We start from the raw sequence: 26,802 nt of genomic DNA on the forward strand, positions 1-26,802 counted from the left end.
AGCATCTAGGCAGTAGGCAGTAGGCAGTAGGCAGTAGGCAGTAGGTGAAAGATGAGCGGCAAGATCAATTCGTACAAGGATCTTATCGTGTGGCAGCAGGCGATGGATCTGGCCGTCACCACCTACTCATTGACCAAGGCATGGCCAAAAGAGGAATTGTATGGGTTGACCAGCCAAATCCGCCGCTCAGCTACCTCTATCCCCGCGAATATCGCGGAAGGTTATGGCCGAGACAACAGAGGCTCTTATCAACAATTTCTCAGAATAGCCCAAGGGTCGCTGAAGGAGTTCGAGACGCACCTCCAGATCGCTGAACGCATTGGCCTTGCTACACATGATCAAGCTTATCAGATGCTGTTAGCAACCGAGGGCATCGGAAAAATGCTTCGCCAACTTATTAGCAAACTTGCGCCCGAATAGGCCGCCTACCGCCTACCGCCTACTGCCTACTGCCTTACCCAAACCACGGAGCGCCATTATGACCACCATCGCCTTCATCGGCCTCGGCAACATGGGCAATCCGATGGCCGCCAACCTCGTCAAGGCTGGATATACCGTGCACGGCTTCGACCTGATGCCGGAAAACCTCGTCATCGCCAGGGATCATGGCGTCGTCGTCATGGCTAATGCCCTTGCCGCGGTGAAGGGGGCCGATGTGGTCATCACCATGCTGCCGGCCGGCAAGCACGTCCTGTCGGTCTACGAAGACATCGCGCCCAAGGCGAAACAAGGCGCGCTGTTCATCGATTCCTCGACCATCGACGTCGAATCGGCACGAAAAGCTCACGCCATTGCCGCCAAACATGAGCTGCTGTCGATCGACGCGCCGGTTTCCGGCGGCACCGGCGGCGCCACCGCCGGCACGCTGACCTTCATGGCCGGTGGCTCGAAGGACGCCTTCGCCAAAGCCGAGCCTATCCTCAAGCCGATGGCCGGCCGCATCGTCCATTGCGGCGATGATGGCGCCGGACAGGCGGCAAAGATCTGCAACAACATGATGTTAGGCATTTCGATGATCGGCGTCGCAGAAGCCTTCGTTCTGGCGGAAAAGCTCGGCCTGTCGCATCAGGCGCTGTTCGACGTCGCCTCGACCTCGTCGGGCCAGTGCTGGTCGCTGACCACCTACTGCCCGGTGCCCGGCCCGGTGCCGACATCTCCGGCCAACAATGGCTACATGCCGGGGTTTGCCGCAGCACTGATGCTGAAGGACCTGAAACTGTCGCAGGAAGCCGCGCAAAGCGCCGGTGCTGTGACGCCGCTCGGCGCCGAGGCAGCCCAGCTTTATGCGCTGTTCAACGCCCAGGGACACGCCGGTGCCGATTTTTCCGGCATCATAAATTTCCTGCGCGGTACCCCGGCGTAATGCATGTCGCCCAAAAGCTTGCCCTCGGGTTTGGCCCGAGGGTGCGCAGCGTTTTGGGACAACGATATGGAAGACAGGACTTAAGCGCGTCGCATGAGTCCCTTCAGACGCGCTTTAAGCCTCGAACTCGACGGGGCTTCTTCTATTTCCCGGCAAAAGAAACATCGCAAATTTAGATTTGCTTAACCGCTCGATAACCCCCCGGTAACGATGTGTCTGTAAAACGGAATGCGAGGCGGCATATCGCATCCGCCCGGCGCTCCGGATCAGGTCTCGCGTACCGGAGCCCGTAAGTTTCGCAAGTGTTCTGGTAGCGAAGCGCCATGCGTATCTGGCAAAGCCGCGTTCCCGATGGAGCGCGGTTTTTGCGTTTGGCATCCTTCAAGGACAGTGAGACGATCGCCCTGACCTATGTCGACGCCTTACGTGGAAAGATGTTTTGATGGTGGATGGCCGCAACTCCTGGAAGGGGGGAAGGCCACATCGACTGTGATCCGCGTCAAACAGGTCCCACCATCGCCCGTGTAATCGCGGCACCCACAGTTGCCGTGCCCCTCTATGTGCGCGTGGCACGGGTTCCCGAACCCACCATCTTCAAGCTCCAGTCCAGCCCGCACCAGCATCGCCGCAGCCTCTTTTCGCGCGCTGATGATCATGAACGCGGCCTTTTCCAGAACTTCCGATTGTTCAGTCGTGAGATCTTCCCGAGTCAGATGTTTAAACATTTGTCACTCCCTCTGCTTCCGACAGATCCCGACGAAGTACACATCCTTGACAGCTAAGCTGATCGAAAGGTGCGCAATTTCTTCTCGCTGCCGATCGGGCGAAGTTGACAGGACCGGCCTTACGGATGGCTTACGGGCATCGCGACTGATCTGCCGGTGGGTGAAAGACAGCCGCCGTTCGCCACGCTTGCCGCGTTCTGCATGGACGAGGCTTGCCGGCTGGAGCTGCGTTAGTCAGTCGGAGGCCAATGGCGTTTTTAACGGAACGCTAATATACATGGACATTCGAACGAGCAGCGCCTGCCAAATCCCTGAGGGAATGCCATGCGAAGGTTCATCTTCACGGCAATGTGTATCGCCGCCGCAACGGCCGCCAACGCCCATGATTGGTACGAAGACAAGATCGATCCACAGACGAAATTCAGGTGTTGCGGTGGTTCTGATTGCCGCGCCATACCTCGGTCTTCGGTGCGGTCCAGGGTAGACGGTGGTTACACTTATTTGCCGCATAATTTCACCATCCCACGGGACCGTGTACAGGAATCTCCAGACGGCCAATACCATATCTGCGAGAATACCTACGCCGTAACCAATCAGCTGTATTGGCGTTGCTTTTTCGCACCTCGTGTCGATGTCTCTCTACTTCTCACACGTTAAGGTAAATACGGCGCGTCGCCGCCGGAATCCTCGTAGCGATCCTTCGTGAGCGGCTCCTCCGGCTGGTACTCCTAGGACAAGGTGTCAGTCTGGGACAAGACCGACACGGCGCGCATCAGATTGATGTTGCGGTCGATGACTCATCGAATGCTTCTGGAAGCTGACCTTCTTGGGGTTCGTGCTCAGGGTGTAGGAGACCTGATTGCCGACCTCACGGCCGATCCTCGCCTGGCGAGATCTTCGGCAGAATGCGGCATTCAAACGCCGGGCGTCCGGCTTCAAGACGCCCGGCGATGGTTTATCCTACCGCTTGCGCAAATCGGCTTGCGCCAGATCAAGCGCCTTGGCGATACGCTCGCAGGCCATGTCGATCGTCTCGCTCGTCCAGATCAGCGGCGGCGACAAGATCATCGTGTCGCCGGTGGCGCGCAGCATCATGCCTTGCGCGATCGCGTGGTCGCGGACAATCACGGCCGCGCTCCCGGCCGGCAGGAAGCGCTCCTTGGTCGCCTTATCCCTGACGATCTCGATCGCCCCCATCAGCCCGATCGAGCGCACTTCGCCGACCAGATCGTGACCGCCAATGTGCTCCTGCAGCGCCTTGGCGAAATAGGGTCCGGTGTCGTTCTTGACCCGATCGACCAGACCTTCCCGCTCCATGATCTCGAGGTTCTTCAGCGCCACGGCGCAGGCCACGGGGTGGCCGGCATAAGTATAGCCGTGATTGAACTCGCCGCCCTTCTCGACCAGCGTCGCGGCGATACGATCACCGACCAGCAGCGCCGACAGCGGCTGATAGCCGGAGGTCAGCGCCTTGGCGGTGGTGATGGTATCGGGCTCGATGCCGAAGGTCTGAGCTGCGAACCACTCGCCGGTGCGGCCATAGCCGGTGATGACCTCGTCCAGCATCAGGAGGACATCGTATTTGCGGCAGATGCGCTGTACTTCCGGCCAATAGCTCATCGGCGGTATCTTCACGCCGCCTGCCCCCATCACCGGCTCGCCGATGAAGGCGGCGACCTTGTCGGCGCCGGCTTCAAGGATGGCGTCCTCGACGGCCTTGGCCGCGCGCAGGCCGAAATCATGGTCGCTTTCGCCTGGCAGAGCCAGCTCGTAGGCGTAGGGCATCATCACATGGACGATGTTGGGAACCGCGCCGTTGAGCTGCTTGTGCATCGGCTCCATGCCGCCCAGCGACGTGCCGGCAATGGTCGAGCCGTGATAGGCCGTCTTGCGCGAGATGATGCGGTTCTTCTCCGGCTTGCCTTCCAGTGCCCAATAGTGGCGGACAAGGCGCAGCGCCGTGTCGTTGGCCTCCGAACCGGACGACCCGTAGATCACCTGGTTGACGTGTTTCGGCGCCAGTTCCGCCAGCTTTTTGGCCAGCAGTACCGGGGTCGGTGTCGAGCATTTGAAGAAGGAATTGTAATAAGGCAGTTCCTTCATCTGGGCGTAAGCCGCGTCGGCCAGCTCGTCGCGTCCGTAACCGACATTGACGCACCATAGCCCGGCCATGCCGTCGAGGATTTCCGTACCTTCGGAATCGTAGATGAACGGACCATTGGCGTGGGTGATGATGCGTGAGCCGGCCTCGCGCATCTCCTTATGGTCGGTGAACGGATGAAGGTGATGCGCGGCATCGATCTGCTGAAGCTGCTTCAGCGAATAATTCTGATAAGTCATGTCTGATCTTTCCTCTTTGAACCAATCCGGCGTTTTGCCGGGGCGGATTCGTCAGAGGAGCGCGGGCGGCGAATAGCCGATGCGGGCGCAAAGCCGCAAAAGCTCCGCGCGAAGCGTGCGCGGCGACGGCGTCACCGCCACCCCAAATGCGCGACATGTCTTCATCCGAGCCATGCAGCACCTTATGCCGCCCGATACGATCAGTTCAAGCAGTTCCGTTCAAGCGGTTCCGTTCAGCGCACGTTGCAGGAAGACATACTTCATCGCCGCCTGTGCTGCCTGCGGCCGACGATCGCCGCGCCCGCCATGGCCGCCCTCGGTCTCCTCGAAGAACAGCGTATTGGCGTGCCCGGCGGCCTGCAGCCGCGCCGCCATCTTGCGCGCATGGCCGGGATGGACGCGGTCGTCGGCGGTCGACGTTGTCAGCAGCACCGGCGGATAGGCCGCATCGGTCTTTACATGCTGATAAGGTGAGTAAGCGGCCAGCCACGCGGCCTCCTCCGGCTTCGCCGGATCGCCATACTCGGCCATCCAGGATGAGCCGGGCGGCAGCTCGGTATAACGCAGCATGTCGAGCAGCGGCACGTCGATGATCACAGCACCGAAAAGCTCCGGATGCTGGGTCAACGAAACGCCAGTCAGCAAGCCGCCATTCGAGCCGCCCTGGATACCGAGCGTCGCCGGCGTGGCGATGCCACGTTTCACCAGGTCCTGCGCGACCGCGGCGAAATCGTCGAAGGCCTTCTGACGATTGGCCTTGAGCGCGGCCTGATGCCAGTTCGGGCCGAACTCGCCGCCGCCGCGGATATTGGCCTGTACATAGGCATTGCCCTTTTCCAGCCACAGCCTGCCGCGCACGCCGGCATAGCCGGGCAGCAACGGCACTTCGAAGCCGCCATAGCCGTAAAGCAGCGTCGGCACCGGCCCGTCCTGGTCGCGCCGCCTGACGACGAAGTACGGGATCATGGTGCCGTCTTTCGAGCGTGCCTCGAACTGTTCCGAGACAAGGGAGGCAGAATCGAAACGCGCCGGCTGCGATTTCACCGTCATAAGCGTCGCAGCATTGTCGTCCGACCAGATGATCGAACTCGGCGTCAGAAAATCGGTGAAGGAGAAGGAGACGCTGGAGCCGAAATGTTCGGCATGGGCGATGCCGACATTGCCATTCTCCGGCAGCGCGACAGGTTCCAGCGACCAGCTGTCATGGTTGCGCTCGCAGACGACGACCTTGCCGCGTACATTGTCCATCAGATTGATGAACAACCGGTCCTGCGTACGGGCAATGCCGGCGATGGAAACGCGCTGCGCCGGCTGGAGCACGGTTTCCACCTGATCTAGCGCACCGGTTTCGATCCAGCGTGCGAAATCCAGCGAATAGAGGCCGTCAGGCTGGCACAGCGTGCCGTCCGGCGCCGTCCACGGACTGCGCACCCCAAAGACGAACTGATCCCGAAACAGTGCCGTGTCGGTGACGTCATCCGGCAGCGGAATGCGCTTGTTTTGGCCGGAAGGCAGACGCAGAAAACTATGCGAGGCGAAGAAGTCGAGCGTCCGGGTCAGGAACAGATGCCGCTTATCGCCGTCGTATTCGAGGGAACCGCCGGCGGCGAGATCCTGCTTCTGCGCCTCGAAGATCGGCGTCGCATCCTCCAGCCTGGTGCCGCGCTGCCAAAGCTTGACCACGCGCGGATAACCGGACTGGGTTTTTTCGTCCTCCTCGAAGGCAGCCGAGACGATGACCGTGTCCTTGTCCAGCCAGCCGAAGCCGGACTTCGAGGCGGGTGCGCGAAAGCCGCCCTCGACAAAGGATTTGGTGTCGATGTCGAATTCGCGCATCTCACTGGCGTCGCCGCCATCCGGCGACATCGAGAGCAGGCAGCGGGTGAAGTCGGGATAAAGCCGGCTGGCGCCGCTGAACACCCATTTCACGCCCTCTTTCGCCGACAGCATGTCGAAGTCGATGATCGTCTCCCACTGCGGTTTGTCGGTCTTGTAGGAAGCGACCGTCGTGCGTCGCCAGAGGCCGAGCACATTGGTCTTGTCCTGCCAGAAATTATAGACGTGGCCGTTGAGTGCAGACCCGACCGCAATGTTGTCTTCGGCCGTCATCAGGTCGAGCGCGGTCTGGAAGGCGGCCTGGTAGGACGGATCGCCCTGCAATTCACCTGTTGTAACCGCGTTCTGACGGTGAACCCAGTCGAGCGCTTCCTTGCCTGTCCTGTCCTCCAGCCAGAGAAAGGGATCCTCGGCCACGCCGGATGAATCTGGCTGCTTTTGTGTCATAGCTTTGGTCATGTGGTCTCCGAAATCGTCAAGCTCGGTGCCGCAAACATCGGCATGGCGCTATCGAGATTCAATTGAAACACGTAAAACGAACAGACTCCGTAGTCTCCATAGGCAAGCCTTCTGCGTAGGGTGCAAGGGAACTTCATGCAACGTCTCTACATTGCGAATGAGAAGTTTGATGCGGTCAACGGCACAGGATGGAAGGAGTACATCCAGTGGTCGGGCCTCACACAGTTGAGCGAGGTCGTCACGCTCGACGGGATGCTCTGCCCGGTCGCACTGGCAGATACGAAGGACAGCTACTGGCCTCATATTGTGAACGAAGAATACATGCTCGACTTCTTTGTGGATCTGGACTTCCTTCTTTCGGAATTGGTCGACGCGAACGACCTCAACGTCCTTGGTGTGATCCGACGGCCCTCAACGGACGTGCGCCACCTTGACTGGAATGGATTCACGTTCCTTGGCTACGACTTGCTGGACCAGGACGTCTCAACAAGCGCGCTAACCAATTGCGGCGGCTTTCCGGAAGCATTCGCGAACTCGGAACTCTCCAGCGTCGGACTGATCCCAGACTTTGATCGTGCTGTTGAAATTCAAGGAACGCTACGCAGCAAATACTATCCACCGGAACACCATGCCGATTGTGACCTATGGGCTATTTTCAGACGGCAAGGCAATTGAGGGCTTACAGCACTTCGATACGAATCTCACACGATCCGCCGCCGCATGACGGTTGTAACCGCCAGCGCCAGGCAGATCGCGCCGAGTGTGATCGGCAGGCCGCCCGCACCGAGAATATTCATGGCGCCGCCCGCCAGCGGCGGCACTGCGATGCCGCCGACGCCCCACATCAGCGAGAAGGCGGCGTTGCCGGCGACCAGCGCCGAGCCGGTGAACCGCTCGCCGAGCTCGATGATCGACATCGTGTAAATGCCGTAGGAAGCCGCGCCCCAGACAAAGACGCATGGCCAGATCAGCGGCGTTTCGATGAGAACCGGCAACAACGCGCATCCGAGCACCGTTAGGGACACACAGATAAACCGCACCAGACGCGCCGTCAGCCGTTCCGCCAGCAGGCCGAGCGGCACCTGCATGGCGATGTTGCCGGCGATCATCATCGACAGCAGCGCCGACATGCGGGATTCCGCGATGCCATAATGCGTTCCATAGACCGGCAGCAGCGCCAGTACTCCCTGTTCGAAACCGGCGGCTACGACGACCGCGGACAACAGCAGCCATGCCATCGGTATAAACCCCATGACGGAAACCTGGTGCCCGGCCTCATCGACCTTTGGCAGCCGTCGCAGCACCAGCGCTAGGCAGGCGCCGCAAAAGACGAACGCGGCGATGCCGACGAGAAATGGCGGCCAGCCTTCGGTGCCGACGGCAAGCAGGCACAGCGGACCGGCGGCGAAACCTGCCGAAATGACTGTGGAATAGACCCCCATGACACGACCACGGCGTTTCGGCGGCGCCAGCGCGATCACCCAGATCTCGCTCAGCACATAGAGCGGATTGGTCACCACGCCGATCAGGAAGCGCAGCGGAAACCATAGGTACACATTTTGCGTCCAGCCGATCAGCGCCAGCACGATCGCCGAAAGGGCGGCGCAGGTGAGCGCGGTGCGCCCTGCCCCGAACCGGCGCGCCAGCGCTGGGATGAGCGGCGACGAAACGATAAAGCCGACCGGCGTCATCGCCGCCGACAGCCCGATAATGGCCGGCGAGACGCCCTGGCGCTGCAGGATGAAGCTCAACAGCGGGTAACTCAGCCCTTGCGCGATGGCGAACACCGAAACGGTGGCGATCACGCCGGTGATCGCCGCCCACTGCATTCTCTCGCCGTCGCTCTGTTCCACCCGGGTCATGATCGCACCAATAAGGAACCTGCACGATTAGCGTTTCGGCGGCGTGCCGGGAAGCACCGGCGGCGAGAACCGCTTGCGCCAGCCAGAGAGCCCCTTCAGCCCCGGAGCCGTCATGTCGCTTCCCTCGTCCTAGTGGTCGCCGCCTCCGCAATGGCGGGACGGCTGGCGGTCCATTATGCCGCCGCACTGTCGCAGCGTACGAGGCCTATTATGACCGCCGCCCTTTATCCCGCCGAACCGGCACTGGCAAACGACCGCGCCCGTCGTGGCGGCCGCGCGGGGAAGCGCGCCGGCGCAGCGGCGGCGTTCGAGCAGCCGCCTTTCCGTCAGCTGAAAATTCCGCTGACGCCGACGACGCTGGTATCCGACGACGAGCTGGAATCGATCCACCTCGCCTCGCTGCGCGTTCTCAGGGAAATCGGCGTCGACGTGCTGCACGATGAAGCAAGGCGCATCATGAAGGCACATGGCGCGGATGTCCGCGAAGGCAGCGAGCGGGTGCGCTTCGACAGCGACATGATCCTTGAACTTGTTTCGCACTGCCCGTCGGAATTCACCATCCACGCCCGCAATCCGGCGCATAATGTCCGCTTCGGTGGCGATAATCTGATCATCTCGATGATGGCGTCGGCGCCCAATTGCTCCGACATCGACCGCGGTCGCAGGCCGGGCAACCAGCAGGATTACCGCAACTTCCTCAAGCTCGCGCAGATGCACAACATCCTGAACTGCACGGGCGGTTATCCGGTCGAGCCGATCGATATCCATCCGTCCGTCCGGCACCTCGAATGCATCCGCGATTTGAGCATGCTCACCGACAAGGTGTTCCACATCTATTCGCTCGGCAAGGAGCGCAATGTCGACGGCATCGAGATCACCAGGATCGCGCGCGGCATCAGCGACGAACAGCTTCTCGAAGAGCCGTCGGTGTTCACCATCATCAACACCAATTCGCCGCTCAAGCTCGATGTGCCGATGATGGAAGGCATTATCCAGATGTCGAGCAAGGGCCAGGTCGTCATCGTCACGCCATTCACCCTGTCGGGCGCCATGGCGCCCGTGACCATCGCCGGTGCGCTGGTGCAGCAGAATGCGGAAGCGCTGTCCGGCATCGCCTTCGCACAGATGGTGCGCAAGGGCGCCCCTGTCGGCTATGGCGGCTTCACCTCCAATGTCGACATGAAGTCCGGCGCGCCGGCCTTCGGCACGCCGGAATACATGAAGGCGCAATTGGTCGGCGGCCAGCTCGCCCGCCGCTACAACATACCCTACCGCACCTCCAACACCTGCGCCGCCAACACAGTCGACGCGCAGGCGGCCTATGAAAGCGTGTTCTCGCTGTGGGGCGCCATCCAAGGTGGCGGCAATCTGATGATGCATGCGGCCGGCTGGCTCGAGGGCGGCCTGCGCTGCTCCTATGAGAAGACCATTCTGGACATCGACCTGCTGCAGATGGTGGCGGAATTTTTGACCCCGCTCGACCTTTCAGAGGAAGCACTCGGCTTCGACGCTATCCAGTCGGTCGGTCCGGGCGGCCATTTCTTCGGCACCCAGCACACCCAGGACCGCTACAAGACCGCCTTCTACTCCCCTGTTATCTCCGATTGGCGCAATTTCGAGACCTGGGCCGAAGCCGGATCGCCGACGGCTCTCGAAAAGGCCAACAAGGTGTGGAAGGAACGGCTGGCGTCCTACGAAGAGCCTTACATGGACCCGGCCATTCGCGAAGAGCTCAACGCATTCGTCGAAAAACGCCGGTCCGAAGGCGGCGCGCCGACCGATTTCTGACCGACACTCGGCAACGCTTTAACTTCGCGTCGAGGCGCGGAGTCATCGCTGACCAATCAACTGATTCAGTTTACGCAAAAACGGAACTATCTTCATGAAATCTCATGCAAAAGCGGTTGTCATCGGCGGCGGCGTCGTCGGCTGCTCGGTGCTCTACCATCTGGCCAAGGCCGGCTGGACCGACATCATGCTGATCGAGCGTTCGGAGCTCACCTCCGGCTCGTCCTGGCATGCGGCGGGCGGCTTCCATACGCTCAACGGCGATCCCAATGTCGCCAAGCTGCAGGCCTATACGGTGCAGCTCTACAGGGAGATCGAGGAGCTTTCCGGCCAGTCCTGTTCGCTGCACCTGACCGGCGGCGTGATGATGGCCGACACACCCGAGCGCATGGACTTTTTACGCCTCGCCCACGCCAAGGGCCGCTATCTCGGCATGGACACCGAGCTGATAACGCCGTCCGAGGCCAAGGCGATGTTCCCGCTGATGGACGAAACGAATTTCGTCGGCGCCATGTGGGATCCGGTCGAAGGCCATCTCGATCCTTCCGGCACCACCCACGCCTATGCCAAGGCTGCCAGGAAGCTCGGCGCCGAAATCGTGCTGCGCAACCGCGTCGTCGAGCTGACGCAGGAAGTCGACGGCACCTGGAACGTCGTCACCGAGCAAGGCACGGTCAAGGCCGAACATGTCGTCAACTGCGGCGGCCTGTGGGCTCGCGAGATCGGCCGCATGGTCGGTGTCGAGTTGCCGCTGCTGGCCATGGAGCATATGTACCTTTTGACCGAGCCGATGCCGGAGGTCGAAGAATTCAACAAATCGACCGGCCGCGAGATGATCGGCGTGATGGACTTCAAAGGCGAGATCTACACCCGCCAGGAGCGCAACGGCATCCTGCTCGGCACTTATGAAAAGGCCTGCAAGCCGTGGTCGCCGGTCAACACGCCATGGGATTTCGGCCATGAGCTGCTGCAACCCGACATCGACCGCATCGCGCCGTCGCTCGAAATCGGCTTCAAGCATTTCCCCGGCATCGAGAAGGCCGGCATCAAGCAGATCATCAACGGTCCCTTCACCTTCGCGCTGGACGGCAACCCGCTGGTCGGCCCGGTGCAGGGCCTGACCAATTTCTGGTGCGCCTGCGCCGTCATGGCCGGCTTCTCGCAAGGTGGCGGCGTCGGGTTGGCGCTGTCGAACTGGATGGTCAATGGCGACCCCGGCTTCGACGTCTGGGGCATGGACGTCGCCCGCTTCGGCGAATGGGCAACGCTGCGCTACACCAATGCCAAGGTGCGCGAAAACTATTCGCGCCGCTTTTCCATACGCTTTCCCAACGAGGAATTGCCGGCTGCTCGCCCGGCTCAGACGACGCCGCTCTACGACACGATGCTGGCCAACAATGCCGTCATGGGCGATTCGTGGGGCCTCGAAACGCCACTCTGGTTCGCGCCGAAAGGCACGGAGCCGAAGGATATCGTTTCGTTCCACCGTTCCAACGATTTCGGGCCGATCGGCGAGGAAGTGCGTGCGACCCGCGAAAGGGTCGGCGTCACCGAGATCGCCAACTTCGCCAAATACGAAGTGTCCGGGCCGGGATCGGAAGATTTCCTCAACCGGCTGATGACCAACCGCATGCCGAAGATCGGCCGCATCGTGCTGACCCCGATGCTGAACGAGTTCGGCAGGCTGATCGGCGACTTCACCATCGCCAAGGCTGGTGAAGAGCGCTTCATGATCTGGAGCTCGTCGGCGGCGCAGAAATATCATATGCGCTGGTTCGAGAAGCACCTGCCGAGGGATGGTAGCGTCCGCATCCACCGCTTCGACCAGACGCTTGTCGGCCTCTCGATCGCCGGGCCGAGATCGCGCGATCTGCTGCAGAAGCTTGTTGACGTGGATGTCTCGACCAAGGCTTTCCGCTTCATGGATTTCCGCGAGATGGCGGTCGGCGGCGCGCCCTGCATGGTCAATCGAGTTACCTATACCGGCGATCTCGGTTACGAGATCTGGATGGCGCCAGCCTATCAGCGCCTGGTCTACAAGGCGATCAAGGATGCCGGCGAGGAGTTTGGCATCGTCGATTTCGGCATGCGCGCCTTGCTGTCGATGCGCCTGGAAAAGAATTTTCCGACCTGGTTCCGCGAACTGCGCCCGATCTATGGCCCGTTCGAAGGTGCGATGGATCGCTTCATCAAGCTCGAGAAGAATGATTTCATCGGACGCGAAGCTGCGGCCCGGGAGCATGCGGAAGGGCCGAAACTGCGCCGCGTCTCCTTCATCGTCGATGCCGCGGACGCCGACGTCATGGGCGACGAACCGATCTGGGCCAAGGTCGGCGGCAAGGACTACGGCACGGTGGAAAAGCCGCATGGCTATGGCGCGCCACGTTTCGGTGCGGACGGCAAGGAAGTGCGCGGCTCCAGGGCTGCGGAAGGCGCCTCGGCCGTGCGTGGCATCGTCGACGGCGACTGGCGCGTGGTCGGCTGGGTCACCTCCGGCGGCTATGCACATTACGTGCAGAAGTCGATGGCGCAAGGCTATGTGCCGGCCGCCTTGGCCGACAACGAGAGCGCCGGCTTGTTCGAGATCGAAATCCTCGGAAGCCGTCGGCCGGCCCGCATCAATATGGAGCCGCCGTTCGACCCGAGGGGCGAGAAGATGCGGACCTAGAGCATCGGACCCAAAAGTGGGTCCGGTTTGGGAAATCCGATGCTCAGGCAAAGAGATAGTGCGGCGGTACGATTCGACTCGAAAGCCCGCCGCTCTAGCAGCGATCAGTGCTGTCACGTTGTGCAGGAAGCGGTCTTCATGCTAGCGGAGCCGGCAACTGGCACTGACGACGAGAATTCCTTGAAACACTCGATGAGATGGGCCGAATGGCTTGCCGAGGGCAGGATCGGCCCCTTCCCCGCGGCGATCGTACTGATCGCGCTCTATTGCTGCGCACAGATCGTCGTGATGCCGCTGGCGAGCCTTTGGGCGGGAACTGGGGTCGGTGTCGATGACTCCGAACAGCTTATGTATATCAGGTTTTTATGGGCGGGCTATGGCGGCTCGCAGCCACCGCTTTACTCCTGGCTCGGCTGGCTGACGTCGTCGGTGTTCGGAACCAACATCTTCGCGCTGAAATTACTGAAATACTCCCTGATTTTCGTAGCCTTGGCGTCCATCTTCGTCGTGGTGCAAAAACTCGGCTATGCCCAACGCACCGCAGTTGCGTCCATTTTGGGTCTGTTGCTGTTTCCTCAGCTGATCTGGGAAATGCAGCACACCTTGTCGCATACCGTTGCCGCGTTTTGTTTTTCGGGGCTGATGCTGCTTGCGCTCGTCGAGCTGCTGCAGCGCAAATCGCTGCTGACCTATGCCTTGTTCGGCCTGGCGATCGGTGCGGCTGTGCTGGCGAAATACAACCTTTTCATCCTGATTGCCGCGATGCTGGCGGCGACATTGACGTTGCGCGAAACCCGCCACGTCATCCTGCGCCCGCAAATCATGATCAGCATGGCTGTGGCGCTGCTGGTCTGCCTGCCGACATTGTATTGGACCGCCACGCATCCGACCGAATTGCTGGCGCGCAGCTACAAGTTCGGCATCAATGGAGGCGACAGTGCTTTCGTCGTCGCGTTGAAAGGCATCATCGCCTTTGGCGATGCCGTACTGAATTTTGCCATCCTGCCGGTCGTGATTCTTGCGGTGGCAATGCTGGCGGGACGGGTCGTTCCATCGACGCTCCGCCAGCGGCTTCCAGAGTCGGAAAAACTACTGTGGCGCATTCTCGGCTTCGGGCTCTGCATCACTATTGTGCTGGTGATTGCCAGCGGCGCCACCACGTTCAAGGCGCGCTGGTTGTTGCCGGTCCTGCTTTTTCTGCCTGTCGCTTTCGCTGCTCGCATGGAGGCCCTCGGCGACAAAGGCAGGACAGCGCAAAACCTCACCATCACCGTTGCAGCCGCACTGGCCATACTGATCTTGCCGGCGACATGGGCTTATCAGGTCTACGGCGGAACGGGCCAGGGACGCGTCGTCCGCCTGGACTACCCGGCGCTGTATAATGCCCTGACCGCGGATGGCACAGTCAAGACCGTTACTTCAGACTGGCACTGGGTGGGCAATCTCAGGCTCGTCGATCCCGACCTTATCATTCTCGGGGACGAGGTGCCTGATTTCGCCGCGTTGCTGCAGGAACCCGCCGTTCTGGTCTGGCTTGACAAACCAGATCCGGAACCGGAAATCCTGGACCGCATCAACCAGGCGGGTTTCGTCCTTGACAGTGAACGCCGCAGCCTCAGGGTTCCCGAATTTCTCGGTTCCAGCGAAGGCAGGCTAGTGACCGTCGTCAAGTTGAAAAAGCGAAATGCCAATGCTCCTGCGGCCGATTGAGATCGGAAGGATGGGAAAGTGAGCGAGCCAGGCGTCGAGCGACGGTTCGGTCGCCACCGCAAGATAATGCCATTCGAGCCGGACGAAGCGGGCTTCATCGAGGCGTTGCGCCTGAAGTCGCGGCAGAAGGCCGCTGAACTCAACCAGCATGTGCTTGGCTACGGCGCATTGGCGGAAGCGGAATGGCAAGCCGCCGGCCTTGCTGCTCCCGACCTGCCCGCGATGCGCCAGTACCGGCTCGACCGCATCCGAGCCGAGCTGAAGCGTCGCGGCTATGCTGGAGCCCTGCTCTACGATCCGATCAACATCCGCTATGCGACGGATTCGACCAACATGCAGCTCTGGGTCGCGCACAATCCGACCAGGCATTGTTTCGTCGCCACCGAAGGCCCGGTGGTGCTGTTCGATTATTTTTCCTGCGAGCACCTTTCCGACCATTCCGGCGTCGTCGATGAGGTGCGGCCGGCTGTGTCGTGGATGTATCTCTATAGCGGCGAGTTGACCGAGCAAAAGACCCGCCGCTGGGCGGCCGGCATCGCCGATCTGGTGAGGGAGCATGGCGGCGGCATCAACCGCATCGCCGTCGATCATATCAATCCCGAGGGCGTGGAAGCGCTCACCCGCCTCGGCATTTCGATCGGCAATGGCGAAGCGTTGATGGAAAATGCACGTCTGATCAAATCGCCAGACGAAGTCCTGGCCATGCGCCGCTCGATCGTAGCTTGCGAGGCGGCGATGAGCGAAATGGAAACCGCACTCGTCCCAGGCATTTCCGAGAACGAATTGTGGGCCGAACTGCACCGCGGCAACATTGCGCGTGGCGGCGAATGGATCGAAACCCGCCTCTTGACATCGGGCCCGCGCACCAACCCCTGGTTTCAGGAATGCTCGTCGCGAATTATCGAAGCCGGCGATCTCGTCGCCTTCGACACCGATCTGATCGGCCCCTACGGCTTCTGCGCCGACCTGTCGCGCACCTGGCTATGCGGCGGCAAGAAGCCGTCGAACGAACAACGTGACCTTTACCGCGTCGCCGCCGACCAGATCGCCCACAACACCGACCTGATGCAGCCGGGCATGTCCTTCCGCGATCTCGTCGAGCGCTCGGCGGTGCCGCCCGGAGATTGCTTCCCAACCCGCTACGGCGTGCTTTATCACGGCGTCGGCCTGGCCGACGAATACCCGACGCTGCCGCATGCAAGCGACTGGACCGACGACACGCCGGACGGCGTGCTTGTGTCAGGTATGGTGCTTTGCGTCGAGAGCTATATCGGCCGGCTTGGCGGCCACGAGGGCGTCAAGATCGAGGAACAGATCCTGATCACCGAAACCGGCAACGAAAAGCTTTCGGCCTACCCGCTCGACGAGCGGCTGCTCGGCGGCTGATTGTTTTATGCGAGCGCAGCAACAGCCTCGCTCAACGCCACCACGATCCTCTCCGGCGTCGTCCTGGCGGTGATAAATGGCAGGCCTTTGCGCCGCTTTGTCCAACCGACGACCGCCACCGCTTGGGCTGCAGGCTCGAAGCGCTGCGCCTGCGCCCAGCTCTGACAGTCGATGGCCGCGACATCGGCCTTGCCCTCGGCAATGGCGATGATCGAAGCCCGGTGGCCACCGCTCTCGCTGCGCTCCGAGAAGATGTCCATGCTTTCGCCAAGCGCTTCCAGATCGCGCGTCGGCGCGATGATGCCCGACATCGAATCAAGGCTGTTATAGGTAAGGCGCTTGCCGCGCAGCAGATCGACCGGGATGAGAGGGCTGCCGTCGGCAGGTGATGCGACCGATGGCGCCTCACCTGCCCGCATCACGAGCGCGCTCGAATAGAGTTCACCCTGCCCGCCCTCGAATGCGGAATAGCTCGGCTGACCAACCAGTTGGACATGCTTTGACAGACCGAGTTCCATCGGCCCCCAGCAGCTCTGCGCGAACAGCAGCGCGGGATGCAGCCAAAGCTTGTGAAAATCCAGTTCGTTCGGCGGTAATGTTGCCGGATCGGGCGCGATCACGTTTCCAGCGGCATCGCGAACACCACCCGGCACCGGCGGCAGGTCGCCATTGCGGCGCATGAGGGTCTCCGGCACATCGATGTCTTGTTGCCGAAAGGCGTCACGCAGCTGCGCCCATTGGGCGTCGACCTCGTGGCGCCTTTCGGGCCAGTCGTACATCGGCAAAGCCGCAATGAATTCGCTCATGCCGGGAATCGACCATTATGCCAGAGGGGTTGATGGTACCATTGGCGCCAGGCGCCCGCGACAAGGATAGCCGCTAGCGCGGCAAAGTCGCAAAATTATTCCTTCGGCGGCTCGGCGGGCACTGGCGCACTGCCAAGTCCATTCAAGCTGCGCGCCCTGATGCGCGGCTTGAACGCCCGTCCCGGCTCCGGCGTGCGCCTTAGCACCGGATGGACGATCGGCTCCTTAGCCTTGAATGCATAAGCCCTGAGCAGCGCGAAATAGTTCGGATACGCATAGCCATTGTTCATCCGCAGCCACTCGTCACGGCGGTCGGCAAACAGCTTCGGCAGCCGGTACCAGGCAACTGTCGGGCTCTTGTGGTGGACGAAATGCAGATTGTTGTTGAGGAACAGGAAGGACAGCGGCGAACGTTCGACAATCACCGTGCGGCCTTCCGGATGCTCCGACCACTGGTGCTCGGCGAAGGTGCGGATCGAAATCAGCGACTGGCCGAGCCACACCGGCACCAGAATGTAAAGCCACAGCGGGACGCCGAAGCCGAATTGCACGACCGGCAGCACGACGGCGAGGCCGACGGCGTGCAGTAACCACGCCTTGCGGATCGCCCTGTCGCCGGCGAGCATCTGCTTGGCATCGTCGATGAAGAAGCCGATGCAGGAGAGCCAAGGGCCGAGTACGAAGCGGCCGATCATGGTGTTGTTGATCTTCAGCAGGAATTTCATCGCTGGCGGCAATTCGTCATGGTGCCACAGCGCCTTGTAGTAGCTTTCGGGGTCGTCCAGCGGGTCGGTCAGCCGTTCGTCGGCATGGTGACGCAGGTGAATGGTCTTGAACCGGCGGAACGGCCAGACGAGGCCGATCGGCAGGAAGACAAAAGCTTCATTGAGCTGTGCATTGCGGGTCGGATGGCCGTGCAGGACTTCGTGGGCCAGCGAGGATTGCAGTGCGGCCATCAAGGCCAAAACGGTTAGCGCCAGCAACGGATAGGAAGGCCACAGGAACAAACCGGCTGCAAGCCATGTGCCGTAGCAGAAAACTGCGAGAAACACGGTCGGCCATTCGATGGCCGGTGCACTGCGTCGTCTGCTGCCTATGCTTGTCATGCTATCGACCACCGCTTTCCAGTCGCCGGAACCATTTTGATTCCTGACAACATTGTGTCAGGAGCCTTGCGTTGCTGCAACGCGACAAAGCGCACAAGATGTTGCGATTGCGCATTTTCAGCCGCATATGTTATGTATTGTAAACACGATCAAGGATTCGTTTACGCCGGAAGTTGCGCTTTCGCTGCTTAGGCGAAAATTTTTCCTTCCAACGCCCGGAATAACGATATGGACAAGCGCGACCTGTCGACGATCTTTCGAGAGCGCTTGAAAATGCTCCTGACAAGGTCCGACTTGAACCAGTCCGCCTTTGCGACGGCGGTGGGCATTGACCGTTCAGCGCTTTCGCAGCTGCTGTCCGGCGCCTCGACACGCCTTCCGCGCGCCGAAACGCTGCTCAACATCGCCGCTGAATTCAAGGTGTCGCTCGACTGGCTGCTCGGCCTCAGCCAGGACGAAGGCGTCACCGGTGAGATCCGCGAAAGCCTCGAGATCGAGGAAGCGCCCGACGGTTTCGACCGCACGCTGCTGGCCAGATGGCATGCCGAGGCCGCGGGCACGAAAATCCGTTACGTGCCGGCCGGCATTCCCGATCTTTTGCGCACCGAGGCGCTTGTCGACTACGAAGCCGGCATTGCCAACAAGAGCCGCGAGGCGCAGGCCGGCGAAACGCAGTACCGCATCGACTACAACCGGCGGCCGGAAACCGACATGGAAGTCTGCATGCCGCGCCATACGCTGGAGATCTTTGCGCGGGGCTTAGGCGTGTGGGACCGTTTCCCGGAGGCCGACCGCCACCAGCAGCTTCTCCACATGGCGACACTGCTCGACGATCTTTATCCGACCTTCCGCCTGTTTCTCTATGACGGGCGGATGCGCTATTCGATCCCTTACACCATCTTCGGACCCTATCGCGCCGCGATCTACGTCGGCGACATGTATCTGGTGCTGAACGCGACCCAGCCGGTCCGCACGCTAACCAGCCATTTCGACAATCTGATCCGCGCCGCCGATATCAACGCGCACGAAGCCGCCAGCTTCACGCAAAGGCTGGCGGAAATGCGATTTTGACGGCCTGTTTCCTGCGCCGACATTGACGCCATATAAAGAGTTCTTTATATCCTTATCCCGACAAAGAATTCCCCGGAAGGCGTATTTCCAATGACCAACCCGATTGACGCGCTGCTTGCCGAAAAGGGCGTTCTGCTCGCCGATGGCGCCACCGGCACCAATCTGTTCGCCATGGGGCTGGAGGCAGGCGAAGCTCCCGAGCTGTTGAACGAGACGGCGCCCGACACCATCACCAGCCTGCACCAGAACTTCGTCGATGCCGGCGCCGACATCATTCTGACCAACTCCTTCGGCGGCACCCGTCACCGGCTGAAGCTGCACCATGCGCAGGACCGCGTACATGCGCTGAACAAGCGCGCTGCCGAGATCGCCCGCGCTGTCGCCGATAAAGCCGGCCGCAAGGTGATCGTCGCCGGCTCGGTCGGCCCGACCGGCGAATTGCTGGTGCCGCTCGGTGCCATGACCTATGGCGAGGCAGTCGAGGCTTTTGCCGAGCAGATCGAGGGCCTGAAGGCCGGCGGCGCCGAAGTCGCCTGGATCGAGACCATGTCGGCGCCGGACGAAATCCGCGCGGCAGCAGAAGCCGCGATCCGCGTCGGCCTGCCCTATACCTATACCGGCTCCTTCGACACCGCTGGCCGCACCATGATGGGGCTGCTGCCTAGGGATATCCACGGCGTCGCCGATGGACTGTCACAGGCGCCGCTCGGTGTCGGCGCCAATTGCGGCGTTGGCGCCTCCGATATTCTCGCCTCGCTGCTCGACATGACCGAGGCGAAGCCAGAGGCGACGGTGATCGTCAAGGGCAATTGCGGCATTCCGGAATTCCGCGGCACCGAGATCCACTATTCCGGCACGCCCGAACTGATGGCCGACTACGTCAGGCTCGCCGTCGATGCCGGCGCCAAAATCGTCGGCGGTTGCTGCGGCACCTCGTTCGCCCATCTTGCCGCGATGCGCAAGGCGCTCGATGCGCACGCCAGGTCGGATCGTCCGACCGTCGAGAAAATCGTCGAGCGCATCGGCCCGATGCGCAACAAGCAGGCGACGGCCAACACCGCCGAGACCAGCGAAGCCCGCCGCGAGCGTCGGCGCAGCCGCGCCTGACAATGTTGAAAAGCCGGCAAGGTTTCCCCTGCCGGCCTGCCTCACCCGCCCGTGGGTCGGTTATCCCGTATCAGAACGATCCCATCTGAAGAAAACCGGCCGTATCGCCACTACCGGTTACCGCCAAGCGCCGAGGCAAGGCGCACAAGCGAGAGGAACTCGGACCGGTACCCAAACCGGTCGGCTCCTCGGGCGGCAGTGGCAATTTCCATGATCTTGTCGTAGCCGAACTTCGCGGTCGCATCCTCGTCGCGCAGCTTCTGGCCAAAGGCCGCGACGGCGACGGAGAAGCGCTGGTCGGTGCTGGCCTGGTCGAAGGATGACACTTCGTTGGCCGATGTCACCGGCGTGGTGATCAGCTTGGAGACGTCCTCGTTCGGCAGCTTGTAGCGGATTTTGACAAAGGCATATTCGTCGGCGTTGGCAACGCCGCCATTGTTCACCGAAGCCTGCCCGTAGCGCAGCGGATCGATCTTCTCGCCGCCGCTGCCCTTCGGCGCGATCTCATAGATCGCGGTGACCGAATGCCCCGAACCGATCTCGCCGGCATCGACCCGATCATTGTTGAAATCTTCGCGGTTCAGGCCGCGGGTCTCATAGCCGATCAGCCGGTATTCCGAGACCTTTTGCGGATTGAACTCGACCTGGATCTTCACGTCCTTGGCGATGGTGAACAATGTCGAAGACGCACCCTCGACCAGCACCTTCTCGGCCTCGGCCAACGTGTCGATATAGGCGGCGGTGCCGTTGCCGTTCTGGGCGATGGTCTGCATCATCTGATCGTTCAGATTGCCGCGGCCGAAGCCGAACACCGACAGGAATACGCCGGTCTTGCGCTCCTGCTCGATCAGCCGCTTCAGGTCATCGTCGTCGGTCTGGCCGACATTGAAGTCGCCATCGGTGGCCAGCATCACCCGGTTGACGCCATTCTTGACGAAGGACTTTTGCGCCAGCCGGTAGGCTTCCTTGATGCCAGCCTCGCCGGCCGTGCTTCCGCCGGGCGTCAAAGTGTCGATGGCATTGAGGATCCTGTCCTTCTCGGAGACCTTGGTCGGTTCGAGCACGGTGCCGGCGTCGCCCGCATAGGTGACGATCGAGACGGTATCGTCGGGTCTCAATTTGCCGACCAGCAGCCGGAAGGCCGATTGCAGGAGCGGCAGCTTGTCCTGCTCGTTCATTGAGCCCGACACGTCGATCAGGAACACCAGATTGGCCTTGGGCTGCTCGGTCGGCTTGGCGTCGAACCCCTTGATGGCGACATGCATCAGCTTGGTGTGCTCGTTCCATGGCGTCGGCATGACGCTGACGGTCGAATTGAACGGCGTCGAGGCGGTCTCAGGCGCTTTCCAGTCATAGGGGAAGTAGTTGACCATTTCCTCGACGCGAACCGTATCGGGCTGCGGCACAAAACCTTCCCTGAGCGAACGCCGCACGAAGGAATAGGAGGCCGTGTCGACATCGATCGAGAACGTCGAGACCGGCTCCTCGAGCGCGGCACGCACCGGATTGGTCTTGAAACCCTCGACGCGGTCGCGGTTTTGCTCCTGCGGCAGGATCTGGTCAGCCGGAATGGTGGAGGGCTGCGCCATCAGTTTGGATTCGGCTGTTGTGCCGACCGCTGGGGCGCTTGCGCCGCCGTCCTGTGCGAGCTCGCCGATCGGCGCCGGCGGGGGCGCATTGCGGGTCAGCGCATCCTGCCTTGCCATGCCGCTGACAGCCGCCGATTCGGGCTTCGGTGGCGATGCCGGCGCAAGTGCCTCGGCTGCGACGCGGCTTTCAACGTCGACATCGGCTTTCTTCCGCTTGTCAGCCTCGGTTACGGTGAGCGGCGTCACCGTTGGCGGCGCATTGGCCACAGGTTTGTCGGCGAGCGTTTCGGTGATCTTCTCGTCCCCACCGGAACGGAACGGCTGCTCCTGCAGCATATAGATGGTGGCGTATCCGGCGATCGGCAGGGCGACGAGCCCGGCAATGGCCGGCGTGGCGAAGAGTTTCTTTTGCATGATTTCGCTCCAGAGCCTTTGTGCTCGCTCTGTGAGACGAAGCCCGCCGGCAGATCCTTGGGCGGCAGGTGAAGTTTTTTCGTCCAAGTCGTAGGCACGCATGGCGGCTGCAAAGGCACGCGCCTTTGCGTCGGCACCCGGTGCCGGTGCTGCGATGTCGCGCAGCCTGTTGAGTTCGTCGTCGTCGACCATGATCACACTTCCCCGGCTGAACGCATGAGCGTCTTCAACCGTTTCTTCGCTTCATGGATGTGCCAGGAAACCGTCGTCTCAGAGATCCCCATCGCCTCGGCAGCGGCAGCGTGGCTCAGCCCTTCGCCATAGACGAGGAGCACGGCGTCGCGCTGCTTGCCCGGCAGCATCCGCACCGCCGCCCAAAGCGACTCGGCTGGATCTTCGGGTTCGGCCGGGGCTTCTCCCGAGATCAGCTCGTAAGCGCCATAGGCTTGGGTCTTGACCGTCTCGCGTGCAGTCTTGCGCATCATGTCGCGCGCCGCATTCAGTGTCATGGCGTAAAGCCAGGTGGTGAAGGCGCCGCTGCCATGATAGTCGCGGATCGCCCGGCCAAGCCGGACGCAGACTTCCTGGGCGATGTCTTCGGCGTCGGCCTTTTTTCCGCACCAGCGATACGCGGCGCGATAGACGAAATCATAGTGCCTTTCGAGCAATGTGCCGAAAGCCCCCCTGTCTCCGTCCTTCGCCCGACCGATCAACTCGGCGTCGGAGGCTTCGCTTTCATCCAGCATCAGCTCCATCATTTGCCTGTTGGACGAAGGCTAGTGGCGATTCCTTGGGATGAGGGAAGAAATTTTTTGGCAGGCGGTCACATGAAGACCGTCTACGCCCTATCCAAGCGTCTCCGCGAACAGCGTCGCCAATCGTTTCCAGTGGCGCTCGGCGCCGGTCGCATCGAAGGCGCTGTGGTCCGGCACGCACCAGCCATGCGCCATGCCGGCATAGTTCTCGATGACGTGGTCGACCTCGGCCGTGCGCAGCGCTTCGGCCAGCCGCGCCGACTGTTCGGGTGGGAAGCTGCGGTCCACACCAGCCGTGCCGACATAGACCCGCGCCTTGATCGACGCAGCCTTGCGGTGCGGGCTGTCGGCGGCATCGCTCGCCAGATTGCCGCCATGGAAACTGGCCGCAGCAACGATGCGACCGGGATAGGCCGCGGCAGCATTCAGCGCCCGCGCGCCGCCCATGCAGTAGCCGACGGTGCCGACTGGTCCGGCCACGCCTTCGGCATCGAGCGCATCGAGGAAAGCGCCGCTGTCGCGGATGGTCATGTCCTGTGTCGTGCCGCTGAGGAGACCTGTGATGACGGCCTTGCGCTTCTCGTCACTGAATGCGGTCTTGGCCTCAAAAGGGCCGTAGGGCGCGTTGCGGTAGAAAATGTCCGGGACCAATACCGCGTAATTGTTGCCTGCAAGCCGTTCCGCCATTTGGTCGAGCGCCGGCCGCGGGCCAAAAGCGTCCATATAGAGGATGATAGCCCCCTTGACCGGGGCTGCCGAGCGGAACAGACCGGCTTTTGCCAAGCCGTCGCCGGTTTTGATCTGAATATCCCGCTTCGCCATCACCCACTCCTATGACTTGTCGTGCGATACATATTCACGCAAGCCATCGGGGCAAGTCGTAATGCGGCAACCCTATTCAAGATTCCGTGCAGCATTCGGCGACGCTACAGACGCGCGAACGCCGCCATGTGAAAAGCCTGAACCTCTGGGGGATACCGGTATTCCGGACCATAGGGACAGGCGTTGCGGTCGAGACAGCCGCCGGTTCGGCAAGGCGCGCCGTTTTGCCCACGCACATGCACCAGACAAGTTTCATGCGCGAAACCAGCCGCAGAATACGCATCGACCGGACAAGATTTCAGGCAGGGCTTTTCCAGACATGTATCGCAGAGGTGAATCACGTCGCGAGGTTCTTGGATCGCAATCTCGTCCTCGAACAGCAGCGCGCCACGATAGGCGTGCCAGAGCCCGTATTGCGGATGCATGAGGATGCCGAGCGGCGACGGCTTCAGCCCCTCCGCTCGCATGGCCCATTGCTGGAACGGCAGATATGGTCTGTCGGACGGCGACACGGCACGCGCGCCGAAAATTTCCGCCACCGCGCCGATCACTTCACGCGCCCACGTGTCGAGCGGATTCGCGATGGTCCGTGATTGGCTTTCCTTCCAGCGCAGGAAGTGCGGCCACGGCGCAGCACCCGCCTGCCCCACCAGCAGTACGGATCTGGCGGCAGCGCCAGAGAGACCGGAAGGCGCTTGCTCGCCGTCCGTAAAATTGAAGCCGCCGCGAAGCATGAGGCCGTGAGCGGTCAAGGCGTTGCTAACGCCTTCATAACGAGGTCGGGACCCATGCGATTGCAACCCAAAGGATGTCACATTGGACATAGTCGCCTTATGAAGCTCGTAAGCTGCGTGACTCTCGTTTCGGATCGTGAGGGCGGGAACATCCCGAGATCATATGGCTCCAGGCCTTCCCCCGATCATCGACAATCGTCAATGAGCACCTAAACCCGTTTTCGTCATCCGAGCAGACGGGGGTCCGAGGCAGATCAAATTCTAACTCAATGGAACAAGTTTGAAATTTCAAACCGCGAAGCGCTGCTTGGGCTTCAATCATGGAACGATACCGTCCAGTCATCGAAGCGAAGGCTGGCAATGTCGCAGAAGACTCTTCTGACAGGTCTATTCGAATTTTGGATGTCGAATTTTCTTGTGCCAATGAATGGAGTTTGCCTACGCCCCAGTAGCCATCAACGTCGTTATTACGGCTCACGAACGATCTGGCGATATCGATCGCAACACCCTTGAAAACCTTCCTTCGAGCCATATCGGTCTCCGGGCAAGCGATGTCCGAAGGCATCGGACGGCCAGACGCAAATCATCCCTTCTTGTCCGGGTCGGAGAAAGCGCTCCGCCAGACTTCCTTGTGGATGATGTTGGCGACTTTAGCCCCGCCTGACTCGGGCTCCTTTCAGGTGAAGGCGTCGGCCATCGACGCCTTCTTTTTGGCGATGAACTCCTTCAGCCCGTCGTCGATGCCCTGATCGAGATGCGGCGCCTCATAGCTGTCCAGCCAGCGGCGGGCGAGCTCATTGGCGCGCTGCGGCGCGGTCTTCTCGCCCTCGGCTAGCCACTGCTCGTAGGAATTGTTGTCGGCGATGTTGGAACGGTAGAAGGCGGTCTGGAAGTTGGCCTGGGTGTGGTCGCAGCCGAGATAGTGGCTGCCTGGACCCACCTGGCGGATGGCGTCCATCGCCTGGCCGTTCTCCGACAGGTCGACACCTTCGGAGAACTTCTGCGTCATGCCGAGCTGGTCGATGTCCATCATGAACTTTTCGTAGCAGGAGGCGAGCCCGCCCTCGAGCCAGCCGGCCGAATGCAGCACGAAATTGGTGCCGGCAAGGATCGTCGAGTTCAGCGTGTTGGCGCTCTCGTACGCCGCCTGCGCATCCGGTATCTTCGAGGCGCACAGCGAGCCGCCGGTCCGGAACGGCAGGCCAAGCCGACGCGCGAGCTGCGCCGCGCCATAGGAAACCAGCGACGGCTCCGGCGTGCCGAAGGTCGGCGCGCCCGATTGCATCGAGATCGACGACGCGAAGGTGCCGAACAGCACCGGCGCGCCCGGCCGGATCAGCTGTGTGAACGACGCGCCCGCCAGCACTTCGGCCAGAACCTGCGTCAGCGTGCCGGCGACCGTCACCGGGCTCATCGCGCCGGCCAGGATGAACGGCGTGACGATGCAGGCCTGGTTGTGCCGCGAATAAACCTTCAGCGCTCCCAGCATGGTCTCGTCGAACACCATTGGCGAATTGGCGTTGATCAGGCTGGTCAGCACCGTGTTGTTCTCGACGAAATCGTCGCCGAACACGATCTTGGCCATCGCCACAGTGTCTTCAGCGCGCTCCGGCGCGGTGACCGAGCCCATGAACGGCTTGTCCGAATATTTGATATGGCTGTAGATCATGTCGAGATGGCGCTTGTTGACCGGCACGTCGACCGGCTCGCATACCGTGCCGCCCGAATGGTGGATCGACGGCGCCATATAGGCGAGCTTCACGAAATTGCGGAAATCCTCGATCGTCGCGTAGCGCCTGACGCCGTCGAGGTCGCGCACGAAGGGTGGTCCGTAGACCGGCGCGAAAACGGTGGCGTTGCCACCGATCTGCACCGAGCGCTCGGTGTTGCGGGCGTGCTGGGTATAGGTAGACGGCGCTGTCTTCAGCAGCGAACGGCAGAGGCCCTTCGGGAAATGCACACGCTCGCCCTTGACGTCGGCGCCGGCCTCTTTCCACAGCTGCAGCGCCTCCGCGTCGTCGCGAAAGATGATGCCGATCTCCTCGAGCACCGTGTCGGTGTTCTTCTCGATCAGCGCGAGCCCTTCTTCATCAAGCACCTCATAAACGTTGATCTTGCGCTTGATGTAGGTGAGCTGGGTGCCGGGGCCGCCGCCCGAGCGCGCCGCCCGCCGGGCAGCCGCGCCGCCGCTGGCGGCGCGTCCGCGCCGCGCATTTGACGCTTCCTGATCGACCGGCGCGTTCTCACTCATGATCTTTCTT

20 protein-coding genes are annotated in these 26,802 nt (G+C 61.5%); 9 read left to right on the forward strand and 11 right to left on the reverse strand.

Going from position 1 to position 26,802, the window contains the following annotated elements:
- Window positions 1-51: 51 nt before the first annotated feature.
- Window positions 52-420 carry a four helix bundle protein gene (locus tag NKH73_RS12850; RefSeq protein WP_352931855.1) on the forward strand — a complete coding sequence of 123 codons (369 nt, stop codon included), beginning with the start codon at window positions 52-54 and terminating at the stop codon, window positions 418-420.
- A gap of 58 nt (window positions 421-478) precedes the next feature.
- On the forward strand, window positions 479-1,363 hold the full coding sequence (gene mmsB, locus NKH73_RS12855) for a 3-hydroxyisobutyrate dehydrogenase (protein WP_352931857.1): 885 nt from the start codon (window positions 479-481) through the stop codon (window positions 1,361-1,363).
- A 422-nt stretch (window positions 1,364-1,785) separates the two neighbouring features.
- On the opposite strand, the gene NKH73_RS12860 is transcribed toward mmsB, so the two are convergent.
- The 3 genes from NKH73_RS12860 to NKH73_RS12870 all read right to left on the reverse strand — a co-directional run bounded on the left by NKH73_RS12860 (window position 1,786) and on the right by NKH73_RS12870 (window position 6,723).
- The gene (locus NKH73_RS12860) at window positions 1,786-2,088 is read right to left on the reverse strand and encodes a DUF6422 family protein (protein WP_352931859.1); all 303 of its coding nucleotides are present in this window, start codon (window positions 2,086-2,088) and stop codon (window positions 1,786-1,788) included.
- 960 nt (window positions 2,089-3,048) lie between these two features.
- The gene (locus NKH73_RS12865; RefSeq protein WP_352931861.1) at window positions 3,049-4,428 is read right to left on the reverse strand and encodes an aspartate aminotransferase family protein; all 1,380 of its coding nucleotides are present in this window, start codon (window positions 4,426-4,428) and stop codon (window positions 3,049-3,051) included.
- Window positions 4,429-4,647: 219 nt separating this feature from the next.
- Complete coding sequence (locus tag NKH73_RS12870; RefSeq protein ID WP_352931863.1) at window positions 4,648-6,723, reverse strand: prolyl oligopeptidase family serine peptidase; 2,076 nt, start codon at window positions 6,721-6,723, stop codon at window positions 4,648-4,650.
- Window positions 6,724-6,858: 135 nt separating this feature from the next.
- Between NKH73_RS12870 and NKH73_RS12875 the strand changes: the two genes are divergently transcribed.
- Window positions 6,859-7,398: a hypothetical protein gene (locus NKH73_RS12875; protein ID WP_352931865.1), complete on the forward strand. Its 540-nt coding sequence runs from the start codon at window positions 6,859-6,861 to the stop codon at window positions 7,396-7,398.
- A gap of 26 nt (window positions 7,399-7,424) precedes the next feature.
- Here NKH73_RS12875 and NKH73_RS12880 read toward each other — a convergent pair whose 3' ends face one another.
- Window positions 7,425-8,585: an MFS transporter gene (locus NKH73_RS12880; RefSeq protein WP_352931867.1), complete on the reverse strand. Its 1,161-nt coding sequence runs from the start codon at window positions 8,583-8,585 to the stop codon at window positions 7,425-7,427.
- 210 nt (window positions 8,586-8,795) lie between these two features.
- Between NKH73_RS12880 and NKH73_RS12885 the strand changes: the two genes are divergently transcribed.
- The 4 genes from NKH73_RS12885 to NKH73_RS12900 all read left to right on the forward strand — a co-directional run bounded on the left by NKH73_RS12885 (window position 8,796) and on the right by NKH73_RS12900 (window position 16,137).
- Window positions 8,796-10,373 carry a trimethylamine methyltransferase family protein gene (locus NKH73_RS12885; protein WP_352931869.1) on the forward strand — a complete coding sequence of 526 codons (1,578 nt, stop codon included), beginning with the start codon at window positions 8,796-8,798 and terminating at the stop codon, window positions 10,371-10,373.
- 94 nt (window positions 10,374-10,467) lie between these two features.
- The gene (locus NKH73_RS12890; protein ID WP_352931871.1) at window positions 10,468-13,041 is read left to right on the forward strand and encodes a GcvT family protein; all 2,574 of its coding nucleotides are present in this window, start codon (window positions 10,468-10,470) and stop codon (window positions 13,039-13,041) included.
- Window positions 13,042-13,233: 192 nt separating this feature from the next.
- The gene (locus NKH73_RS12895; RefSeq protein WP_352931873.1) at window positions 13,234-14,751 is read left to right on the forward strand and encodes a glycosyltransferase family 39 protein; all 1,518 of its coding nucleotides are present in this window, start codon (window positions 13,234-13,236) and stop codon (window positions 14,749-14,751) included.
- Window positions 14,752-14,817: 66 nt separating this feature from the next.
- Window positions 14,818-16,137, forward strand: a complete 1,320-nt coding sequence (locus NKH73_RS12900) for a M24 family metallopeptidase (RefSeq protein WP_352932249.1) — start codon at window positions 14,818-14,820, stop codon at window positions 16,135-16,137.
- Between the two features lie 5 nt (window positions 16,138-16,142).
- Here NKH73_RS12900 and NKH73_RS12905 read toward each other — a convergent pair whose 3' ends face one another.
- Entirely contained in the window at window positions 16,143-16,943 is an 801-nt protein-coding gene (locus NKH73_RS12905) for a phosphate/phosphite/phosphonate ABC transporter substrate-binding protein (RefSeq protein WP_352931875.1), read from the reverse strand.
- A 95-nt stretch (window positions 16,944-17,038) separates the two neighbouring features.
- Window positions 17,039-18,049, reverse strand: coding sequence for a fatty acid desaturase (locus tag NKH73_RS12910; protein ID WP_352931877.1), 1,011 nt, complete (start codon window positions 18,047-18,049; stop codon window positions 17,039-17,041).
- Between the two features lie 228 nt (window positions 18,050-18,277).
- Here NKH73_RS12910 and NKH73_RS12915 point away from each other — a divergent pair, with 228 nt between their 5' ends.
- Both NKH73_RS12915 and bmt read left to right on the forward strand, forming a co-directional pair.
- Window positions 18,278-19,120, forward strand: coding sequence for a helix-turn-helix domain-containing protein (locus tag NKH73_RS12915; RefSeq protein WP_029351899.1), 843 nt, complete (start codon window positions 18,278-18,280; stop codon window positions 19,118-19,120).
- Window positions 19,121-19,210: 90 nt separating this feature from the next.
- A complete protein-coding gene (bmt, locus tag NKH73_RS12920; RefSeq protein ID WP_352931880.1) occupies window positions 19,211-20,227 on the forward strand; it encodes a betaine--homocysteine S-methyltransferase in 1,017 nt (338 codons plus the stop codon).
- Between the two features lie 110 nt (window positions 20,228-20,337).
- On the opposite strand, the gene NKH73_RS12925 is transcribed toward bmt, so the two are convergent.
- The 5 genes from NKH73_RS12925 to NKH73_RS12945 all read right to left on the reverse strand — a co-directional run bounded on the left by NKH73_RS12925 (window position 20,338) and on the right by NKH73_RS12945 (window position 26,792).
- Window positions 20,338-22,422 (reverse strand): YfbK domain-containing protein, encoded by a 2,085-nt coding sequence (locus tag NKH73_RS12925; protein WP_352931882.1) that lies wholly within the window; start codon window positions 22,420-22,422, stop codon window positions 20,338-20,340.
- A 2-nt stretch (window positions 22,423-22,424) separates the two neighbouring features.
- Window positions 22,425-22,985: an RNA polymerase sigma factor gene (locus NKH73_RS12930; protein WP_352932251.1), complete on the reverse strand. Its 561-nt coding sequence runs from the start codon at window positions 22,983-22,985 to the stop codon at window positions 22,425-22,427.
- A 90-nt stretch (window positions 22,986-23,075) separates the two neighbouring features.
- A complete protein-coding gene (locus NKH73_RS12935) occupies window positions 23,076-23,807 on the reverse strand; it encodes a dienelactone hydrolase family protein (protein WP_352931884.1) in 732 nt (243 codons plus the stop codon).
- Between the two features lie 104 nt (window positions 23,808-23,911).
- Complete coding sequence (locus NKH73_RS12940) at window positions 23,912-24,541, reverse strand: 4Fe-4S dicluster domain-containing protein (protein WP_352931886.1); 630 nt, start codon at window positions 24,539-24,541, stop codon at window positions 23,912-23,914.
- Between the two features lie 676 nt (window positions 24,542-25,217).
- A complete protein-coding gene (locus NKH73_RS12945) occupies window positions 25,218-26,792 on the reverse strand; it encodes a trimethylamine methyltransferase family protein (RefSeq protein WP_352931888.1) in 1,575 nt (524 codons plus the stop codon).
- Window positions 26,793-26,802 lie beyond the last annotated feature (10 nt).

Origin of the sequence: Mesorhizobium sp. M0938 (genome assembly GCF_040319125.1) — a bacterium.
Taxonomy (GTDB): domain Bacteria; phylum Pseudomonadota; class Alphaproteobacteria; order Rhizobiales; family Rhizobiaceae; genus Mesorhizobium; species Mesorhizobium robiniae.